The 20,867-nt window shown below is 61.4% G+C and carries 17 protein-coding genes; 9 read left to right on the top strand and 8 right to left on the bottom strand.

Annotation, left to right across the window (positions count from 1 at the left end):
- Positions 1-15: 15 nt before the first annotated feature.
- Together P3T24_RS31875 and P3T24_RS31880 are read right to left on the bottom strand one after the other, a co-directional pair.
- Positions 16-837: an OmpA family protein gene (locus tag P3T24_RS31875; protein ID WP_429440745.1), complete on the bottom strand. Its 822-nt coding sequence runs from the start codon at positions 835-837 to the stop codon at positions 16-18.
- 84 nt (positions 838-921) lie between these two features.
- On the bottom strand, positions 922-9,783 hold the full coding sequence (locus P3T24_RS31880; RefSeq protein ID WP_429440747.1) for an ESPR-type extended signal peptide-containing protein: 8,862 nt from the start codon (positions 9,781-9,783) through the stop codon (positions 922-924).
- A gap of 584 nt (positions 9,784-10,367) precedes the next feature.
- Between P3T24_RS31880 and P3T24_RS31885 the strand changes: the two genes are divergently transcribed.
- Complete coding sequence (locus tag P3T24_RS31885) at positions 10,368-11,021, top strand: response regulator transcription factor (protein WP_429440748.1); 654 nt, start codon at positions 10,368-10,370, stop codon at positions 11,019-11,021.
- A gap of 780 nt (positions 11,022-11,801) precedes the next feature.
- On the top strand, positions 11,802-14,378 hold the full coding sequence (locus P3T24_RS31890) for an autotransporter outer membrane beta-barrel domain-containing protein (RefSeq protein WP_429440750.1): 2,577 nt from the start codon (positions 11,802-11,804) through the stop codon (positions 14,376-14,378).
- A 95-nt stretch (positions 14,379-14,473) separates the two neighbouring features.
- Here P3T24_RS31890 and P3T24_RS31895 read toward each other — a convergent pair whose 3' ends face one another.
- The 6 genes from P3T24_RS31895 to P3T24_RS31920 form a co-directional block, all read right to left on the bottom strand.
- A complete protein-coding gene (locus P3T24_RS31895; protein WP_429440752.1) occupies positions 14,474-14,698 on the bottom strand; it encodes a hypothetical protein in 225 nt (74 codons plus the stop codon).
- Between the two features lie 108 nt (positions 14,699-14,806).
- Positions 14,807-15,553 (bottom strand): hypothetical protein, encoded by a 747-nt coding sequence (locus P3T24_RS31900; RefSeq protein ID WP_429440753.1) that lies wholly within the window; start codon positions 15,551-15,553, stop codon positions 14,807-14,809.
- Between the two features lie 233 nt (positions 15,554-15,786).
- Positions 15,787-16,068 carry a helix-turn-helix domain-containing protein gene (locus tag P3T24_RS31905; protein WP_429440754.1) on the bottom strand — a complete coding sequence of 94 codons (282 nt, stop codon included), beginning with the start codon at positions 16,066-16,068 and terminating at the stop codon, positions 15,787-15,789.
- 332 nt (positions 16,069-16,400) lie between these two features.
- On the bottom strand, positions 16,401-16,625 hold the full coding sequence (locus P3T24_RS31910) for a DUF3717 domain-containing protein (protein WP_429440756.1): 225 nt from the start codon (positions 16,623-16,625) through the stop codon (positions 16,401-16,403).
- 38 nt (positions 16,626-16,663) lie between these two features.
- Positions 16,664-16,885: an antirestriction protein gene (locus tag P3T24_RS31915; protein WP_429440757.1), complete on the bottom strand. Its 222-nt coding sequence runs from the start codon at positions 16,883-16,885 to the stop codon at positions 16,664-16,666.
- Positions 16,819-17,070, bottom strand: coding sequence for a hypothetical protein (locus P3T24_RS31920; protein WP_429440951.1), 252 nt, complete (start codon positions 17,068-17,070; stop codon positions 16,819-16,821). Before P3T24_RS31920 ends, P3T24_RS31915 begins: the two co-directional genes overlap by 67 nt.
- A 276-nt stretch (positions 17,071-17,346) precedes the next feature.
- Between P3T24_RS31920 and P3T24_RS31925 the strand changes: the two genes are divergently transcribed.
- The 7 genes from P3T24_RS31925 (at position 17,347) to P3T24_RS31955 (ending at position 20,730) form a co-directional block, all read left to right on the top strand.
- Entirely contained in the window at positions 17,347-17,709 is a 363-nt protein-coding gene (locus tag P3T24_RS31925; RefSeq protein ID WP_429440759.1) for a single-stranded DNA-binding protein, read from the top strand.
- 56 nt (positions 17,710-17,765) lie between these two features.
- Positions 17,766-18,008 (top strand): hypothetical protein, encoded by a 243-nt coding sequence (locus tag P3T24_RS31930; protein ID WP_429440761.1) that lies wholly within the window; start codon positions 17,766-17,768, stop codon positions 18,006-18,008.
- 111 nt (positions 18,009-18,119) lie between these two features.
- Entirely contained in the window at positions 18,120-18,323 is a 204-nt protein-coding gene (locus P3T24_RS31935; RefSeq protein WP_429440763.1) for a hypothetical protein, read from the top strand.
- Positions 18,324-18,346: 23 nt separating this feature from the next.
- The gene (locus P3T24_RS31940) at positions 18,347-19,117 is read left to right on the top strand and encodes a ParB/RepB/Spo0J family partition protein (protein ID WP_429440764.1); all 771 of its coding nucleotides are present in this window, start codon (positions 18,347-18,349) and stop codon (positions 19,115-19,117) included.
- Entirely contained in the window at positions 19,023-20,069 is a 1,047-nt protein-coding gene (locus P3T24_RS31945) for a hypothetical protein (protein WP_429440766.1), read from the top strand. Before P3T24_RS31940 ends, P3T24_RS31945 begins: the two co-directional genes overlap by 95 nt.
- A gap of 72 nt (positions 20,070-20,141) precedes the next feature.
- The gene (locus tag P3T24_RS31950; RefSeq protein WP_429440767.1) at positions 20,142-20,441 is read left to right on the top strand and encodes a type II toxin-antitoxin system RelE/ParE family toxin; all 300 of its coding nucleotides are present in this window, start codon (positions 20,142-20,144) and stop codon (positions 20,439-20,441) included.
- Position 20,442: 1 nt separating this feature from the next.
- Positions 20,443-20,730: an addiction module antidote protein gene (locus tag P3T24_RS31955; protein WP_429440769.1), complete on the top strand. Its 288-nt coding sequence runs from the start codon at positions 20,443-20,445 to the stop codon at positions 20,728-20,730.
- Positions 20,731-20,867: the final 137 nt, after the last annotated feature.

Raw genomic sequence — 20,867 nt, forward strand, 5'->3', positions numbered from 1 at the left:
GGTACCGCCGCACGCTCAACGCTTTTCGCCGAAAGCCTCGATGGTGACCCGGCGGTCATGTGACAGACAGCGTATCGCTGCCGGACCTTTGCCCGGTGGACAGTTAACTGTGACCGGATCCGATTTCCCAAGGCCAGCAACCGAGATGGAGACACCGGGTATGCCCCGCTCAATCAGATAGTCACGGACAGTCTGCGCACGTGCGAGCGACAGCTGGTCGTTGTAGGCATCCGCGCCAATCCGGTCCGTGTAGCCGGTGATCCGCAGCGACTTCACGTTCCGGTATTTCCCGGCGAGCGATGTGGCAATGTTGTCGAGCGCGGTACGACCCGCGGGCAACAGGTCCTGCAAAGACGACTTGCCGAATGGGAACAACACCCCGAAATCCAGCGTAAACTTCCCCGGCACTGCCTGATCATCGGGTGTCGATGCCGTTTCCTGTTGCGTAGGCGCAATCAGATCAGCGCAGGCGGGGTCCTTCCAGTAGGTTGCCTTGACCCGATACTGATCGTCGAACTGGACCTGATACTGACAGGTCACCACATCCTGGCCGTGACCGGTGCGGAAGTTGAAGATGTAATTCCAGACGTGGACTCCGAAGACCCCTTCACTGAAATGCGGCTCCTGCAGCAGCGCGTATACCTGATTCTTGGTCAGGCCTGGCCCCACCTGCCGCAGATTATCGACGTTGACAAAGGTCCCTTCCTTCAGCCAGGCCGAGCTGCGCTCGGGAAACCCGACGGCGCCATTCGCGCCCACTGTGGGGGTCATTCCGCATCCCGCCAGCAACGCGCTGCACAGGACGATTACCGGCAAATATCTTGTTGTCTTTTTCATATCAGGTCTCATCGCCATTGATTTTCATCAGGGTAAGTAGAGGATCAGCCGTCCGTCTTTGGACAGGCGGGACGTCACGGGTACTTACCACTGGTAACCTGCACCCACTACCGCCCCCGTCTGGCCGCGCGTATTCGTGGTCAGCGCCCCCTTGTAAATCCACTTGCCGTTTTCAGCGATGGTCGAGACGCCCACTGCCATCCCCTGCTGGCCCATAAACGTCGAACCCGCTATGGCCACCATGCTTTTGCCCGGCCCGGTCGGTTGCGGCAAACCGGCCACGGCCATCGCGGCAGCCGCAGCGCCATACGCGTCCTGACGCAGTGAGCTGATCTGCTGGTCCGTGTACTGGTTCGCCTGACCGACGGCGCTGCTCACGCCCGCATTCAGCTGGTTGACGTTGACCGCGTCTGTCCCGTTGACCCCCGGCGCAACGTTGGTAACCGTGCGCTCATTACCCTGCGAACCCACCGAGACAGAGTTGGCTTCCGTCGCAACCGAACCCGCGCCAAGCGCTACAGAATTAGCAGCCGTCGCCTGTGCTCCGGTACCCACTGCCGTGCTGCTGGTGCCCGAGGCCACGCTACCGCTACCCGCGGCGGTCGCATTCGACCCGCTTGCGACCGGCGCCGAATACGTGGCTGGATTACCGGTAATCCAGGAAGTCGAGCTACCTGAGCTTGCGCCTGAACCCGAACCGGACAGCGAACCGGAACCGACCTGCGACAGGATTGAGCTGTCGAGGGAGTTGATTGCGCCTTCCAGCTGGGCGAGATCCACGGCGTCCGTCAGTTGCGTCCCCGGTGCGACATTCGTGATCTGCCGCGGTGATCCCGCTGAGCCGACGGACACCGCTCCCATCGTGGTCGTGAAGGTGCTGCCCGTGATCGGATCGGTATAGGTGCCTGCCGCACGGTTCGCGACAGAATCGTCTCCGATCGCAACGCCCCCAGCGGCAGTGACGCTGGCACTCGCACCCAGGGCGATGGAAGAACCTGCCGTTGCGCTCGCACCGGTTCCAATTGCGACATCATTTGTCACGGTCGTCGGAGAGCCCGCTACGCCAGTGACCGCGCCATTGCCTTCGGCGATACTGTCGTCGCCATTTGCCGTGGCAACCGGCCCGACGGCGACGGAATTCGCGCCGGCCGCGCTCGAATCGGCGAGGGTCGAATTCGCGTGGAAATATTTGATCCCACCGCCGTCGACCGCATTGTTCAACGTACTGGCCACCGCATACAGCTCCGAGCCATTGACCGCATCCGTCGAGGTAGCGGAAATCTGACCCGCAGCGACGTTCGTAATCTGCCGCTCATTACCGGGCGAACCCACGCTGATAACGCTCGTCGGATTGGTGCCGGCAAATCCGCTATAGGTCGTAGTTCCGATCGTAGCGCTGCTGGTGGGGTTCGGTGCCGCTGTAACGGAACCGGATCCCAACGCGACATCGTTCGCGTTCGTCGCGATGGCGCCGGAACCGATCGCGACACCGCCAGTCACCGTAGCGGACGCGGCATCGCCGAGCGCCAGCGAACCGGCGCCCGTTGCGGACGACGCGCTGCCCAGCGCGACCGAACCCTGACCCGTCGCGATATTGCTGTTGCCCAGCGCGACCGCGCCTTGACCGCTCACCGTGTTGTCCGCGCCGACGCCAACCGCGCCGGTACCTGATACCGTGCTTGGGTCGCCAATCGCGACGGCTCCGTTGCCCGTTGCGGAATTGCCTGCGCCGATGGAGACTGCTTCACCGCCGCTGGCTGCCGCGTTGGTGCCGACGGCTACGGCGTTGGAGGAACCGGCTTGCGCCGCATAACCAATGGCTACTGCCTGGTCGGCCCCCGTCGCGACCACGGCGCCATCCCCAGCGGCGATGCTGCTGGCGCCATTTGCCACGCTGTTCGGGCCAACGGCCACGCTGTTTGTCCCGATAGCCTGCGAGTCCGGATCTGTCGAATTGGCATGGAAGTACCGGATGCCGCCGCCGTCGACGGCACTGCCAATCTGGTTAAGGACGTTCTGCACGGAGCTGTACGTGTTGCCCGCGTAAGTGAGGCTCGTGGTCAACACGCCGGTGCTGCTGTTATAGGTCGAGCCACCGCCCAGACCAGTCGCCACACTGTTACCCAGCGTGTTGATCTGCGTGCTCAGGCCATTGCCTACTGCGTACAGTTCCGAGCCGTTCACAGCGTCGGTGCTCGTCGAAGTAATCCGGCCGGCAGCAACATTCGTGATCGTCCGCTCCGAGCCCGCAGCGCCGACGCTGACCGTACTTGACGGTGTTGTCCCGGCAAAACCTGAATAGGTCACGCCGTTGATGGTCGCACTGGACGTCGGTGTGACGGTCGTCGTAACCGAGCCTGAACCCAGGGCAACGTCGCCAGTGTTGGCGCTTGCAACCGCGCCGGAACCCAGCGCTACCGCATTCGTCGCGCTCGCCTGGGCGCCTCCGGACGGGTAGCCGACGACAGCATCCGGCCCACCCGTGCCGCCACCGATGGCCAGCGATCCATTGCCGCTAGCGGTCGAGTTCAGACCCAGTGCGATGGCCGAAGCGCCAGAGGCGTTCGATTCGATACCTACGGCGACCGTACCGGTATTGGAGGATTTTGCGAGCAAGCCGGCGGCGATCGCGCCGTTGCCCGACGAGATGGTGGGGTACGGCGTGCCGGTCGTGCCAATCGCGATTCCGTTCTGCCCCGTCACCTGGGCGCCTGCGCCCAGCGCCGTATCGTCGACCCCTGCCGTGGCGTTCGAACCGATGGCCAGGCCACCCACAGCCGTCGCGCCCGTGCCGATCGCCATCGACGTCTGCGTCTTCACACCGGCGACAAACGCGTCGCCCAATGCGGTCGCGCCGGTGCCGATGGCAATCTCGTCAGTCCCAACACCGGGCACGAGGGCCGACGCGTTCGCGCCCGAGCCGATCGCAATGGCGTTGGTTGCAGTGGCCATCGCGCTGCCGATTGCGACGGTGGATGCTCCCGTCGCGGAAGCGCCAACACCAGCGGCCAGCGAGTCGAGACCGGTTGCTCCCGTATTGTTGTAGTTGACACCGGCTACTCCGCCGTCGTTGACGCTGTAATAATGCGTAGCGTCAGCAGTCACCGCACTGCTCAGACTATCGATGGCCTGGTCCGTTGCATACAGTTGCGAGCCGTTCACTGCGTCTGTCGAGGTCTGAGACAACACCCCGGCGGCCACATTCTGTACCTGCCGCTCCTCGCCTGGTGCTCCCACGCTCACCACGCTGGCCGGACTCACACCCGCAAAGTTATAGGTGTTGCCACCGATTACGGCGCTGGCGGTTGGAGTCGGTGCCGTTGTCACTGAACCACTTCCCAATGCCACATCACCGGCGTTGTTGGCGACCGCGTTCACGCCGATCGCGACGCCGGACGTGGCGCCGGAGGCAACCGAAGACGATCCGCCAATGGCAATCGAATTGTCCGCGCCGGCAACCGCGCCTCCGGTCAGTGACGAGCCTGTTCCATTGCCGCCGAGGGCAATCGAACCCGTCCCTGCCGCCGTTGCAAGTCGACCAATCGCGTTGCTGTCCGCGCCGCTCGCGCTCGCCAGTTCGCCGATCGCCGTCGACGCCACGCCCGTCGACGCGACATTTGCCCCTACGCCGAGCGCAAGGCCAGCCGCCGCGCTCGCGGTAGCGTTGTAGCCAAACGCCGCGCTCTCCAGCGCTGAAGCAGTCGTGCCGGTGCCCACGGCAGTGCTCGCGAGAGCGCCCGCCAGGGCCTGGTTGCCGACTGCGACTGACTGGTCGCTGGAAGTCTGCGCGAGCGAGCCAATTGCCACGCTTCCTGCACCATTCGCCGTGGCCTGCTGTCCGAGCGCTACATTGCCGGTTACGGTCCCCGGGGGTGCCACGCTTATCGGGGTGCTGTTCGCCACGGCGCCGGAACCGATCGCGATGTCGCCCGTGTTGGCCGTTGTGGCCGCGTCACCCTGGGCAATCGATTCATTGCCGGTGGCTACCGCCGCCGGACCAACTGCGATCGCGTTTGTACCAGCCGCCGTTGAGTCCGCCAGCGTCGAATTGGCGTGGAAGTACTTGATACCGCCTCCATCGACAGCACCGCCGATCTGGTCGATGACGTTCTGCACCGAGTCATAGGTATTGCCGCCATAGCTCAGGCTGGTGGTCACTGCGCCGGTGCTGCTGTTATAGGTCGAACCACCGCCCACGCCTGCGGCCACCGAGTTGCCCAGAGTATTCACGCCGTTGGCAAGCGAGAACAGTTGCGAGCCGTTGATCGCGTCCGTGCTGCTGGCGGAGATAGTGCCGGCCGCCACGTTCTGGATCTGACGCTCGGCGCCCGCCTCGCCAACCGACACGACACCGCTGGCCGCGCTCGCGATTCCCGCTGCGATCCCTCCATACAGGGCGGTGGTTCCCGTGTGAGCTGCGGCAGCGACGGAATTCCGACCCAACGCCACGTCGCCAGCGTTGTTTGCCTGTGCGCCCGAACCCAGCGCGATCCCACCCGCGGCGCCGGTGGCGACCGCCGCCGTATCGCCCAATGCCAGCGAACCCGCGCTGCCTGCTGTCGACGTGTTCCCCAGCGCGACTGAACCCTGTCCAACCGCCGTGTTGCTGTTGCCGATAGCGACGGCGCCATTGGCCATATTGGAGGTAGTCGCCGTCTGCGTCCCGTCGGAATTGGCGATATTGTTCGCACCGCCCGCGAAGGCGCCAGTGCCACTTGCAAAACTCGGATCGCCGATGGTCACTGCACCGTTGCCGTTCGCGGTATTGCCCACGCCGATCGAGACCGCCTGACCACCGCTTGCCGTCGCGCCCTGACCAATTGCCACTGCCCCGGCCGTATTGGCCAACGCTGTATTACCGACCGCTATGCCGTCATCCGCCATCGCCACGGCGCTCGTGCCCAGAGCGACGGTATTGCTCACCGCCAGGCCGCCGCCATTCTTGTAGGATTGGTCGATATCAGTCGCGTTGACGTTGATCGAAGATGTGGTACCAGCGTCGTAACCGACCGCTACATTGTTGCTACCATTGACATCCAGGCCTGCGCCGGCTCCTTCGGAAACGTTGGCGCTACCCGTCGCGCCGGAGCCCGCATAGGTACCGGCAGAGGTATTGCCATTACCGCTGACCTGACCAGCCAGTCGACCGATGGCGGTATTACCGTTGCCAGAAACGCCGTAACCAGCCCAGTTGCCCATGGCCACATTGCCGCTGCCCGTTACTTGACCGCCGGCGCTGTCCCCAAAGGAGTCGTTGTTGGAACCTGTAACGTTGCCACCGGAATAGGCCCCAAATGTATTATTCCCGATACCCGCGACCGCGTCGCCCGCGGCAATGCCGACTGCTGCGTTGGAGCCTGCACCCGTTGCACCATTGCCGCCCGGTCCCGCGGTGACGTCCTGACCAGCACTGGCACCCACGGCAATGTTAGGTCCCTGGTCTGGGCCCACCGGCGCAGTGGAACCGTAACCGGCGCCGGCACCAATGGCAATCGACTGCGAGCCGGTGGCTTGCGCACCCGATCCAATAGCCACAGCACCACCCACGTTGGAACCGTCAAGGGCAACACCATTGGCTACAGCGCCAGACCCGAGCGCCACGTCGTTCGCACTGGTGGCAGAGGCGTTCACACCCGCTGCCATCGAATCCACGCCCGTGGCGCCGTTGTTGTTGTAGTTGCTACCCTGCGTGCCGCCATCGTTCACGCTGTAGTAATGCGTCGCGCTCGCCGCCACCGTATTGTCCAGCTGGCTCACGTTCACCGCGTCCGTGGGCGCCGTACCTGCCGCCACGTTCGCGATCCGCTGCGCACTGCCGCTGCCGTGGCTCGCGTCATACGCGCCCAGCATGGGGCTCCACTGCAGCGCGTCCTGCTGCAGCGCCGTGATGTTCGTCGTGTTTGCCGTCACCTGGTTGTCCAGGTTCGTCACCGTGCTGCCCAGCGAGCCAAGCGCCTGGTTAGTCGCAAACAACTGGCTTCCATTGACCGCATCCGTGCTGGCCGCAGTGATCTGTCCGGCTGCCACGTTCGTGATGGTGCGCTCGCTACCTGCTGCGCCCACGCTCACAGTACTGGCCGGATTGCTGCCGGCAAAGCTGTAGGTCATGCCGTTGATCGTGGTTCCGCTGGTCGCCACCACTGTCGCCGTGGTCGAGCCCGCACCAAGGGCTACATCACCCGCATTCGCCGAAGCTGTTGCCCCATTGCCGATCGACACCGCGCTGGCCGTACCCGCGGTCGACACCGGACCGATCGCCACGCTGTTAGTCCCCGTTGCGGTGCTGTCGGCTAGCGTCGAGTTTGCGTGGAAATACTTGATACCACCGCCATCGACAGCGCTCCCGATCTGATCGATGACGTTCTGCACCGAATCATAGGCATTGCCGCCATAGTTCAGGCTGGTCGTCACCGTGCCGGTACTGCTGTTGTAGGCGGAGCCGCCGCCCAGGCTGCTGGCGGTACTACTGCCCAGATTATTCAGTGACGAGCCCACTGCATACAGCTGCGAACCATTGATCGCATCCGTCGAAGTCGCGGTGATCGAACCGGCGGCTACGTTCTGGATTTGACGTTCGCTGCCCGCGGCGCCAACGGATACCACACCATTGGTGTCGCTGGTTGCAGCTGGAGTTCCGCCATTTATCGTGAACGGTCCTGTCGACGGGGCCACGGTGATCGAGTCGCTGCCCAGCGCCACATCGTTCGCATTCATCGCCCTGGCGTCGGAGCCCAGCGCGACGCCACCGGCCGCGAAGGCACTACCGTTGAAGGCAATCGAACCATCCCCTGAAGCGGATGCGCCGCCGGAGATGGCATCACCAATCGCAATGGCCCCCGTACCGGAAGCGGAAGCTTCCCAGCCGATGGCGGTGCTACGCAGTCCTGTGGAAGTTTGCCGCCCTATGGATACTCCGTAATCACCCGTAGCATTCCTGGCCTGATCGCCAATAGCCACTCCCCATTGGGATTGGGCGCCCGGGCCAATGGCGATGCCGGCGGTATCAGCGGTGCCACTAGTCGGCGTCGTGGTCGCGTTCGTTGCTCCATCGCCGATGGCGATACTGCCGGTCGAATACGAAACGAGCGCCTGGTTGCCGATGGCGACAGAGTTGTCTCTCAGCGCTTGTGCTCCGTCACCCGAGGCAAAGCTCCCGTTGCCTCCTGCCGACGAGTTGGGCCCGATCGCCACGCTGTTCGTGCCCGTTGCAGTGCTATCGGCCAGAGTCGAGGTGGCATGAAAATATTTGATGCCGCCACCGGTCAGCGAAGTGTTGATCGCGGCCAGCGCGCTCCCAACATTGTTGTAGGTATTACCCTCAACGGTATAAGTAGGGATACTCAACGCCCCGGTACTGCTGTCGTACACCGCGCCACCACCCAGATTCGCCGCCACGCTACCGCCCAGACTGTTCAGCGATGCGCCAACGGCATACAGTTGCGAACCATTGATCGCATCCGTCGAGGTCGCGGTGATCGAACCGGCTGCCACGTTCTGGACCTGGCGGTCAGCGCCCAATGCACCGACGGACACCACGCCCGTAGTGTCCGAGGTACCCGCAGGGGTGCCGCCATTGATCGTGTATGGGCCGGTAGACGGCGATGAGGTCGTCGAGTTCTGGCCTAGTGCGACATCGCCCGTGTTTGTCGCCACCGCGCCCGAACCTAGCGCCACGCCATCAGCGGCCTTCGCATTTGCCGTATCGCCCATGGCGATGCCGCCTGCGGCCGACGCTGTGCTGCTGTTGCCCAGCGCCACCGAGCCCTGACCGATAGCACTGTTCGAATTGCCGATAGCCACCGCGCCATTCGCAGCCGTGACCCCCGCCGAGCTACCGGCGGCGATGTCGTTCGCACCTGTCGCAACAGCGCCGGTGCCGTTCGCCGTATTCGGGTCCCCGATGGCCACCGCTCCATTGCCGGTAGCCGTCTGCTTCATACCGATTGCCACCGCGCCACCGGTCGACGACCCTGCATTGGCCGTCGTCGCTGACGAACCGATTGCCACGTTCTGGCCAGTCGCGCCGCTGGAGATGCCATTGCCTTCTGCGATGCCAAAAGCGCCGTTCACGATGGCGCCGTTGCCCACCGCAATACCCGACGCGGGACTCACCGATGCTCCTGCACCCAGAGCGATGGCGTTGGTCCCGCTGGCGGATGCCTGCAAACCGATGGCCACGCCGGCCGCTCCTGAGGCGACCGACTGGCCGCCAATCGCGATCGCGTTGGCGTTCGTTGCTTCTGCACCGGCCACAGCATTGGAGCCGATTGCGGTGGCCCCGGTGCCACTGGCAGTCACAGCGCCAGCACCACCGCTAACATTCGTGCCCGTGCTCCAGCCGCCGATGGCCGTGGCAAATGCCGAGCTGGCCTTGGAGCCTCCGCCCAAAGCCAGAGTCTGGTTGGCACTCGCACCTGCGTTTTCACCGATAGCCAGCGCTGCCCGACCCCCGTTCGAATTGGCTTGTGCCCCTGCTCCGATGGCGACGTCACGAACACCCTGCGCGTCCGAAGCGGTTCCCAGGCTCACTGCGTCCTGCCCGTTGCCAATGGCGCCGGCGTTCTCACCTAGTGAAACCGCGCCGCAGGAATGCGCCGTGGCGCCCACCCCGATCGCTGTAGCACCCTGGGTACAACCGGTCAGGCTTGACAGATTGGCCGTGGCGCCAGGACCAATCGCAATGGCTCCAGCGCTGCCGCTGCTGCCGGAATTAGCCGTTGCCGTACCAACGGCAATAGCACCACTGCCGGTTGCTGCACCACCACCTGCCGCATATTGCGCCTGCGCCATTGGTGCGAAACCGGCCGTCACTGCGATTGCCGCCAGCACTGCAGAGCTGCGAGCAGCTGATTTCGCGCGCCCCTTTCCGTCCGCTCTGGCAAATTCTGATGCCACGACCAGCTGACCCAGTGCTTTATTCCAGACAACGCTGTAGATTCTGTTCACGCATTTCCCCTCAAACCCGACGTGTGCCGCGCCATGCCCACAGGGATATCTCGCACGATAACCAGCTATGGATGGGACGCATCCCCGATGCAACGGCAATCGCGACAATGACGGGTTAGCCCGATCATTAATGGACTGATTGATTTACGATCCACGCGCTTTAATGCTCGTTACATTTTGTTGCAGCTTAAGCTCAACACGCCTCACGCACTGTCAAGGAATGAAAAATTGATGGTGCCCAATTTTTAGTTATTGTCAAACGCACACAAAGCGACACCATTCCAAGACAAACGAAATACGAACGTCGGATATTCGACAGAAACGAGGGAAAACTTGCTCGGAAAATAAAAATACATCCCTTTTATCAGACAATTAATAATGCCAAGTCGAACCGGTCCGGTAAAATTATTCCCACGCTGTTTGACAATTCCTGAACGACCCGATACCCGGCTGAGCTTAAACTGCGTGTTAACAACGGGCATTCTCAAAACGCCGACTCGATACCGGCCGGTCATGGCGAACCGCTCGCACGGGTGCATTCGCGCGACCGGAGGTCTTCGGTCAGGGCAAAAAACGAGGGAGTGATGGACAGAGCGGTTACGAAATCTAGGCCCGACGGTCGAATCCGGCAGGCCCATGGTAGTAAACAGTCTGGCAAGCGCGCAATGCGGATCGGCATACTCGATGGTGATCCTGCCCATTCCATGCTGATTGCACCTGCCCTCACACGAACTGATTATTCATATTTCTTCTTTACTGACAGGAAGATGTTCGCGAGTCATTTCTGGCAAAATTCGACCGATCTGCTTGTTATCAACTGGGAAATCCTCAATCCAGAAGCATCAGAAACTGTCCGGTGGATCCGCGAACATCTTTCAGCAGTTTTACCCATATTATTTCTTGCCGCCCGCACTGACAATAGCGATGTGTCGTCAATACTCGATGCCGGTGCGGATGATTATCTGGAAAAGCCCTTGCAAACAAGGGTATTCGTCGCACGTATTAATACCCTGTTGCGTCGGACACCCCCGCAGATGTTGCATGCTGGAAGAGAGAGGTTCGGGATCTATGAGTTCGATCTGGTCACTGGACAGGTCAGGTTCGGCGACCACCGTATTTGCCTGACGCTGAAAGAATTTGAGCTTGCATTGCAATTTTTTCGCAAGCCGAGTGAACCGCTTTCCCGCCCGCACCTCTTCAAAACTATCTGGAAGAAAGACGAGGCTGCTCACTCCTGAACCCTTGATACCCATGTCTCGATGCTGAGGGTGCGACTCAGGTTGCACGAAAACGGGTACCGTCTCACCCCCGTCTATCGGACTGGATACCGGCTCGACCAGGTCGGGAATGAAAGCGTGCACGGGATCAGCGCGCGCAACCGTTGATGGGACCCGGCGCGGATCCACGAACATTTGATGTGTGCGACGCCAAGCCCGGCGTCGTGTGGCTAGCCAGATTCCGGACAATGGCAACACGGTAAAGATCAACCTCGCCGGAGCCGCACCACCGACACTCTCGATACGGCGACGGGTATCGCTTGGCAAAGTTAGATCGTTGCATCTTCTGTTGCCAATAAACGGGGTTGATGCAAAATCGCTCACGCCATGCCGGTCAGGTTGTGCTGCGGAGCGTTCCCGCTACGCAAGGCGCCAAGGAGCATCGTTTAAAGATCGCTTACCTGACTAGTCGGCCAGGATCAGGGGCCGTTCCCACACCGTTAATCCGGCCAATTCTTTGCATTCAACGAGGCGAATAAAATCGGCTCCGCGCCGGGACTTTCGACCCATTCATACGCGAGGCCCCAAAATTTCGGAATTTCGCCGTTAACTTATTACTATTAGATTCCGGACTGGCAGAGTTTTTGACCCTGCCAGTTTGCGTGCAAGACATACAAAGCCAACGAGGGCGCAGCCATGCATCACCAACTGTCTTTGTGGGCGGCCCCTCGGCCGGCCCGCGTGATTCGGCACCATTTATCCGCGCCCAGGCGGGTAACGGCTGGCGACGTGTGGCGGCCGATGATCCGCCTCACCCATTGCGCGTATGGCGCTCTCACCCTGTTTCTGGTCGCGGCGGCGCCAGCATGGTCACAACAAACGAGTAACTGGACCAATACGGGTTCCGGCAACTGGACCACACCGGGGAACTGGGATACCGGGGCAGTACCGAACACAACGACCAATGTGTTTATAGAAAATGGCGGGACAGCGGTCGTATCGACGGGCGGGCAGACTGTCGACCTGCTGCAAGTCGGCATCGACCCGGCGAGCTCAGGCTCGCTGGTGATCCAGGGCGGCGGTACGCTGACCCAGGCGAGCAGCGGGGTGTTTACCCTGATCGGCACAGGCAGCCTCACCATCAATGGCCAGGGGTCAACCTACTCCACACCGAACGACCTGATACTGGGGCGCGGCACGGGGACCAACACAATCACGGTGGAAAACGGCGGCCAGCTCTATACGGGCAACGCTTTTATCGGCGAGGGCACGTCCAGCGTCAGCACCAACATCAGTGCGACGGTGACCGGTGCGGGCTCGTATTGGAATGCAGGTCAGTTCCTCGGTGTCGGCGGCGGACCGAACGCCGCGACACTGACCATTTCCGACGGCGCCACAGTGACCGCAACCTCATCAGGCAGCAATGGCGCAATCGAGTCAATCGGATCGGGCGCAACCGGCATTACCACAGTGACCGGCCCCGGCTCCCAGCTGCTACTGCCGGGTACTCCACTTGCGGTCGGCGAATTTATCAACGGCGGCGAGGGCAACGGCACGCTGACGATATCGAACGGCGGCCTGGTGTCGGCGCAAACCGTGACGCTGGGTGATTTCGATGCCGGCACCACCGGCGTGCTGAACCTCGACGGCACATCCAGCGCCCGCGGCGTTCTGGTGACGAGCGGCCTGACGAAGGATCTCGGCAGCGGCACGGTCAACTTCGATGGCGGCATCCTGCGCGCGGGCGCCGCCAGTTCGAATTTTATCTCCGGATTTGGTGCCGGCAGCCTGGTGGTCAATGCAGGCGGGCTGTACCTTGACACCAACGGATTCAACGTCACCGTCACGGACGCATTGAGTGGCAGTGGCGGCCTGACCAAGATCGGCAACGGCACGCTGGTGCTGGATAGCGACAACACGCTGACCGGTAACAGCGAAGTCAGCGTCGGCACACTGGAGGTCGGCGACAGCAGCGCCAGCAACGCCGTACTCGGCGGCAACCTCACGGTCGATGTGGCCGCGGCCCTGCTCGGGTACGGCACCATAGGCGGCAATCTGGTCAACAACGGGACGGTGGTTCCGGGCGGCACCGCCGGCACCATCGGCAACTTGTCAGTCGGCGGAAACTACACGCAGGCCAGCACAGCGGCGCTATCGGTCGAGGTGAGCCCGACGTCGGCCTCTCAACTGAAGGTGAACGGCAGCGCGACGCTCAACGGCGTGCTGGCCATCACCTTCGATCCGGGCACCTACACGGCGACGCAATACACGCTTGTTTCCGCGGCGAACGGGGTGAGCGGGAAGTTCTCCAGCACCATGGCGACTCTCTCTGGCGGTGCGAACCTCGGCACACTGCAATCGGCGGTGACGTACGACGCAAACAGTGCCAATCTCGTGCTGGCCAATGCCACGACCACGACTACGCCCACGACGCCAGTGATCGTCGCGCCGAACGATACGAGCATCTATGGGGCGCTCGGCACGGCCGCGGTGATGAACGCACAGGGCAACACCGCGGCGCTGCTCGATCGCACCGGCCGCGCGAGCACCGCGCCCCCGGGCGCGCCGGATGGCTGGATCAGCGCGACGGGCGAACAGACGAAGGTGGGCGGCTCGAATGGCGAACCGGGCTTCCAGGCGAACCAGTATGGTTTCCTCGCGGGACTGGAGCAGCGGCTGGGCGAGTACACGCTCGGCGTGGCGGGCGGCTACACGCATACCGATCTGGACGAGCAGGTCACCGGCGACTCGGGCGCAACCGATTCGCTGCGTGCGGCACTGTATGCGAGCCGCTGGCTCGGACCTGTTGACGTCTCCGGCACGCTGGGCTACGGACTCGACTTCCTGTCGCAGAAGCGGCCGTTTGCGGGTGTCGGAACGGCCGAGGGCAATCACATGGGTCAGGAGTTCACGACAGGTGCGCAGGCGAGCCTGCCGTTGACGCTCGGCAGCGTCGTGCTGACGCCGCGCGTGGGTCTGCGCTACGCGTACTTCCACGCGAACAGCTTCGGCGAAAGCGGCGCGGCGGGCCAGGACCTCGACGTCAGCACGGACAACGTACACAGCCTGCAGCCCTACGCGGAACTCACGCTCGACAAGGCCTTTGGCAATGCGCTCAAACCGGTGAAAGTGCAGCTACGCGTGGGCTACGCGCGCGAAGTGCTCGATGCGGGCCGCGCCCTGAGCGTGGCATCGCAGGACGGAACGCTCTTCACCGCGCCGGGTACGAGCCTGCCGCGCGGCTATCTCACGACGGGCATCAGCATCGGCACGCAACCGGTGAAGAACCTCACGGTCTCGCTGGCCTATGACGCTCTCATCAACACGACGCACGCGTCGGCACAGACGGGCACGCTGAGGGCCGATTACCGGTTCTGAACGGGTGAGGTTGCGGGAGCGGGGCCGGGAGTAGTCGCAGAACCGCACCCTGCGTGCATGTCGCTTGCGCCCGCGTTTCACCGGTGCGAATGCGATCAGGCTTCGTGTGTATGAATATCACTTTCGCTCTCGAGGGCGGTTGTACCGCCGACGGACATTAATGTCGTAACCTGGCGCGCGCCGTGCAGTGTTGGATGGCAACGCAAGATGACGATGGCTTCGCCCATCTTCACCACCACTCCGGCGGTGGCTTTCCTGCGCGAAAAACTCAGCCGATGGGGTTGATTCGGCTCGCTGTTCAGCTTTGCAGGCGGCAGCATGATTGCATGCGGGCAATGCGGCGGCCTCGCGCTCGGCAGCGGTGCAACCCTGATCCTGCTTGCTGCCCCGGAATCCTCGGCAAATCTCGTGTTCCAGCGGTCTCAGAGCTACCAATGAATGCCGAAGTGTCCGGGGTGAGCGACGACTGCACCCAGGATAAGCGAGCAGCCGATGATCGGCCAGTTGAGGAATCGTGCGATCGAGCGAGCCAGCGTCCATAGATGGATCTCTTCCTTGACCCTTGCATCAAGTAGCTCGCCCTTACAGGCATCCTCCTCCTGGAAGGCGTGTCGCTCGATGGCCAGTTTTTGCGTCGCGCGTGGAACGTCTATTTCCATAACATTGCCCATTGCCGCCGCGGGGATTTCCTTTAGATCCTGCGCTCGCATGTCACGGGACGAACCGTGGGCCAGTGGTGGCTGATCCTCGACGAAGTCAAAGGTGAGGCCGAAGCGACGGTAGAAGCGATGCCGTCGTTCGGAATTGTTCTTGCCGTATCCCAGCTCATGCGATGCCAACAGTTCGATCGGCAGCACGCTGTCGGCCGGAGCGACACGCCGCGCCCACTTTACGATCTCGTTGAAACAGAGACTTCCAATGTTCAGGCTACGCAATTCGTCCTGTTCGATGATGACGAAACCGTTTGTGAGTTTCACGCCAAATTCCCGGTGTGCAGACATCTCGCAGACCAGCTCGACATCCTTCCAGCTATCAAACCGCTGAGTGCCCATTGCATACGCGACAAGATCAATCCTCTCGCGCCCATTGGTACCTGTTTCGTCAACACCGACGGCCAGCATATGCTGCCTTTTTCTTTTCGCATCCGTTATCCGGAAGAAGCGCCACTTCCACACGCACTCCCGTCGACCGCCTTCCTGGGGCCACTCGAAAGCTTTGCATCTCACGTCCTTCATCGCCTGAGATCCCTCAACACTTACTGTCAAAAGTACTCGTTCCCAGCCAGATCGAGCATTTGCCTCGAGGTGCTGATCTGCCGGAACCGCTAACCGTCGTCCCGCAGTCGACTATCGAGCACTCGACCGGGTTGCACTTTCCAGAGAAATCTGGTGGATTTCGAAAGTTATCCTCACGATTCATTGTCGACCCAGATAATTCCCAGGCCTGCGACATGACAGAGAATCGCCCACGCGGAATAGGGAATATCTGACTCGCCGCTTATCCAGCGGCGGACTGTCCGTCCGCCGGAATCACCACTGATGCCGAGGAGCGCGGCGGCCTGACCTCCGGTCAGGCCGGCCCGCCGGATGACCTCGCGGATCTCGACCCCCGTCGGCTTGCGATCGCTCTTCTGCCAGTCGGCGCCGGCGGGCCGAAGACACTGTGGGCGGATCGGTTCACTGGTTCCCATTTTCTCTATCTCTTAAAAACGTGCTACTGGTTCGCGGGCTTCGCAACTTGCGCGAAGCGCCTCTTGGCATCCAGCCCCCACGGCTTACGCCGCGGGGGATTCAACGCGGCCGCTGGCCGCTGGACGGCCCCACGCCGTGGTTCACCCAGGCCCAACCGTCACGCCCCTGCGCTTCGCTCCGGTTACGCCGCTCTCCCCACGCTACCGCGCGGGTCCCCGTGCGGCTCGCTCCGGGCGCGACGGCGCGCGCCGGGTGCCGGTGGTGCGCGTGACATCTGGCTTGCAGGAAGGGAGGTCGGTACGACCCGCTGGCCAGCACCTGACGTCCTGGACTATAGCGGCAGGTTCGACTGGCCCAACGCCGAGCGCAGCGCAGCATTCACGTCTTCCGACAATTCCGCTGAGTCGATGATTGCCCGCTTGCCGAGAAACATTAACGTGTACGGTTTTGCAAGCAGTCGGGCCTCGCTACACAGTGCCCCATCTGTTCCCGTTGCCCTGCGAGACCTCCAGACGTTGATCGCCTTTTCAAAATCATCGATTGTATAAGCTGCCATAATCAACTACCCCCAGCCTCCCGGCTGGGGCCTCCGATTTAGTCGATTGCCTGGAAGATCAGGTTTGATTCGGGATGGCCGAGTGCGAAGGAACGCAACGCCAGATAGTGCGTGCTGAACGTGACGTCCTCCAGAGCTTCTGCAAGGTGGCACAGCGCAAACAGCGTGACCACGATTCCCATTGCGTCCGCGCTCATCTCACGATTGAATCCGTTTCCGTCACACTGAACATGGAGTTTTTCACGCCCGGTCGGTGCCATGTAAAACCCACCGTTCGAAAGCCTGTAGAACGCCCATAATCCACGGACAGTGTAGCTGCCCAGGAGTAGACGGTTGCTTCTCCGCGCATCAGATGCCGACCAAAATACTGAGGAAGAAACGCCATACGTTCGTTCTCAGGAACCAGATCGGCAATAACACAGGTATTGCCAGCTTGAGTGCTCATCGGATGACTCCGGTATGCGGCCTTGACGATATGCCCGGCCATCAACTGCATTATAGGACAATATGTCCTCATGTTCAATACATGATGTGTTGAATTTTTGTGATTTTCAAGCTGACGTGGCGCGATACATATTTAATATCGAGACGGATTATTTATTTATAAAAATATTCAAGTATCCTCTATATTTAACAGTATGTTAGGGCAAATTGTCCTATACTAGGTGTGTGGTGATCGAGTTCACCACCATCCATTGCAACTTTATATAGGAGTCCTACGATGAACAAACTTTTCTTTACCGGTCGTGTTGCTTCTGCCCCAGTGCTTTCGACCCACGGCGAAACGAAGGTCACGAAATTCACCCTGATCCGCAACGAGTACGCGGGCCGGGACGAGGACAGCGGCGACAGCCGCGAGCGCGTAGTGAACATCCAGTTCACGGCATTCGGCGCACGTGGCGAAGCGATTGCCAAAAACGTCATGAAGGGCGATCAGTTGATCGTGGAAGCCCGCCTCTCCAACAACAATTTCACGGATGGTGACGATATCGAGCGCTACGGTTTTAACTTCGTCGTGTCCGACTTCGAGTTCGGTGCGCCTGGTGAAGCGAAACGCGAGCAGCTTGCGAAACGTCGCGCTTGATCCGCGTCCGATGCTGGTATCCGTAGCAACGGGTACCGGCTCCAGGGAGATAGACGATGGTGGACGATGAAGCAACCGTGATTGAAGGCGCCGTTGGCGGTACCGCATGGAGAGAAAGCTTGCGTGTCACTGTCTACGACGAGGATGGCGAAACGTTGTTTTCTCTACCGACGAACTGGACGGCTGACCAGATCAACATTGCATTACGGATTTACAGAAAGGCACTCGGCCTAGGTGTGGAGATTGGCGAACGCAGCATGCAATCGAAGGTGCGCAGCCTTCTCGGGATCACACAGTAGCACCGTGCATTTCGACGCATCCGGGTCACGATGACCGGATGCCAGTATCGGGCGTCTCTGCCCTCAACGATGGCCGGGCATATCGCCAAGGCCGCATACCGGAGTAATCTGATGAAGAAGTTCAACGAGAACGATGTACCCTTTGCCGATACGAACGAAGTGACTGCGAACGCAGTGCTCGAAGCAGATTTCGGAGGCAACGCCAAGATCGAATATGTGGCTTATTCGCGCCTGTGCAAGTCACCGCATAATGTACGCACGAAGCCGCCGACTGGCATACCAGATCTTGCGGAGAACATCGCGGCCAAGGTCTGAAGCAGAATCTTATCGTCCATGTGATGAAGGGTTCGCGCAGCAAGAATCCTCCGCTTGGAGTCTGCGCAGGCAAGCGCAGGAATGCTGCGCTCGATCTGCTGTTCGAGAGTGGCCGTATCACCCCGGAGTTCCCGGTGCCAGTCATGATCGTCAGTGAAGCCGAAGCGCTGGCCGCATCACTGATCGAAAACCTTCAGCGCGAGCCCATGCACCCCGCTGACGCTGCGGTGGCGTTCAAACTCCTGACAGACGAAGGTCGTAGCATCGACTACGTTGCTGCCCTGTTCGGCACCAAGCCGTTCGACGTGCGACGGAACCTCAAGCTCGCCAACGTCTCCCCGAAGCTGCTCGACCTGTTCCGCAATGACGAAATGACGTACGAACACGTGAGTGCGCTCGCGCTGACTGACGACCACGACATACAGGAGCGCCTGTGGTTTGGCGCTGTGAATTCGTGGCAGCGTAACCCGTCGAACCTGCGCGCCGCTATCACGCGCGAGGAAGTGGACGCGCGCAACAGCAGCCTCGTGTCATTCGTCACAGTGAAGGCCTACGAGGAAGCGGGCGGATACGTGCGTCACGACCTGTTTAGCGCTGAAACCGACGCCGTCTACCTGGGGGACCCGGAACTGCTGCAACGGCTGGCCGCAGAGAAGATGGTCGGCATCGCGCAACAGTTGAGCGCTGATGGCTGGTCGTTTGCCTTCCACAACGCGCAATTACACGAAGAAGGAAAAAGCGGAGCTTCGCGCCCTGGAGAAAGCAAAAGAGGCCGCGCAGAAAGCCCTGGATGATTACTATGACGCCGAGGGCGAAGGCGACGATGCTACGTTACGCGAGCAGCTTGAAGTAGCGTCCGAAACAGCGGACCATGCTGTAGACGAATTCGCTGCGCGCCTTGAATCATGGGATGACACGCAGAAAGCGCACGGCGGCGCATTTGTCACGCTCGACCATAACGGCAACGTACAGATCGAGCGCGGCCTTATCAAGCCGCAGGACCGGGCAGCCGCAAAACGTGAGAACGTGACCGGAAGCGACGATATCGAAACCGGTCGCCTCGAAAAGCCCCTGCATGGCAAGGAGCTTTGCAAGCGTCTGACTTCCCACCGCACGGCAGCGGTGCAGGTCGAGCTTGCACGCAACCCGGTCGCCGCCCTCGCCGTCCTGATGACCCGGCTCATCCCGACCGAGTTCGATGAACACTACGACTACCTCTACAACGCTCACGCAGTCACGCTGCAGGCGACCTGCACGCACGGCAAGCTGGCCGAGGTCGATGACATGGATACCAGCCCCGCCTGGCTGGAAATATCGGCCGAGCGCAAGAGGTGGGCAACGATGCTGCCGAAGCGTTTCGACCAGTTGCTGCCCTGGCTGCTCGCACAAAGCGAAGACGTGACAAGCAACCTGTTCGCGTTCTGTGTGGCCGCGACGGTGGACGGCGTGAGTATTACGGACACACCGCATCCCGTAAATGCGATTGCCGACATGCTTGAGCTTGACATGACGAAGTACTGGACGCCGACCCGCGCGAGCTACCTGAACCATGTGCCGAAATCGCGCATTGTCGAAGTGGTGTCCGCTGCTGTCTCAAGGGACGCTGCTACGCCGATGGCCGCGATGAAGAAGGATGCAGCCGCAGAGGCGGCTGGCTGGTTGCCGGAGGTACTGACGAAACGGCAGAAGCCGGATGCCTACGACAGCGACGATGATGGCTCGGAGGACCACGAACAGGAAGTGTGACACGTTTGAACCGATGCCCGGGCTGACACGCCCGGGCTTGATTGGAAGTAGTTTATAAACTACACTGGTGTTATGGCAATCGAGATCAGGCAGACCGAAACATTTCGCTTGTGGGCGTCGCGGCTCAGGGACCGGCGGGCGCGAACCATGATCGCAGCCAGGGTGTTTCGACTGGCTCAGGGACTCCCGGGCGACATAGCGCCGGTCGGTGAAGGGATAAGCGAGCTACGGATTCACTACGGTCCTGGCTATCGCGTCTATGTTCAGCAACGCGGCAACACGCTGGTTGTACTGTTGTGTGGCGGCGACAAGAGCACCCAGGCACGCGATATCGCTATGGCGAAAAAACTGGCTCAGGAATGGAGCGAATGACATGGCCGAAAAACTGACCACCTATGACCCGGCTGTTGCCCTGGTCGACAACGAAGAAATCGCGGCTTTCATGGCCGATGCGCTGGAGACGGGGGACGCCGGTTACATCGCGAAGGCGCTTGGCGTTGTGGCACGCGCCCGAGGGATGGCGCAGATCGCAAGCGAGACCGGCCTGTCGCGCGAGCAGCTTTACCGCTCATTTAGTGAAAGTGGCAACCCGACCTTGAGAACGACGCTTGCGGTGATGAAGGCGCTCGGGATTGACCTGACTGCAAAAGTCCACGTCTAACCCCGGCACGAACTTTTACCCCCTCTTTCTGCAAGGCCATGAGCGTTCGCTGACCGCAAACGTTCCGCGCGCGCCGGCGCGCCCGGATCGAGGCGCATGGGGACCCACGCGTGAGCGTGGGGAGAGCGCCGACCCGA

Origin of the sequence: Paraburkholderia sp. GAS33, assembly GCF_050436645.1 — a bacterium.
Lineage (GTDB): Bacteria > Pseudomonadota > Gammaproteobacteria > Burkholderiales > Burkholderiaceae > Paraburkholderia > Paraburkholderia phenazinium_B.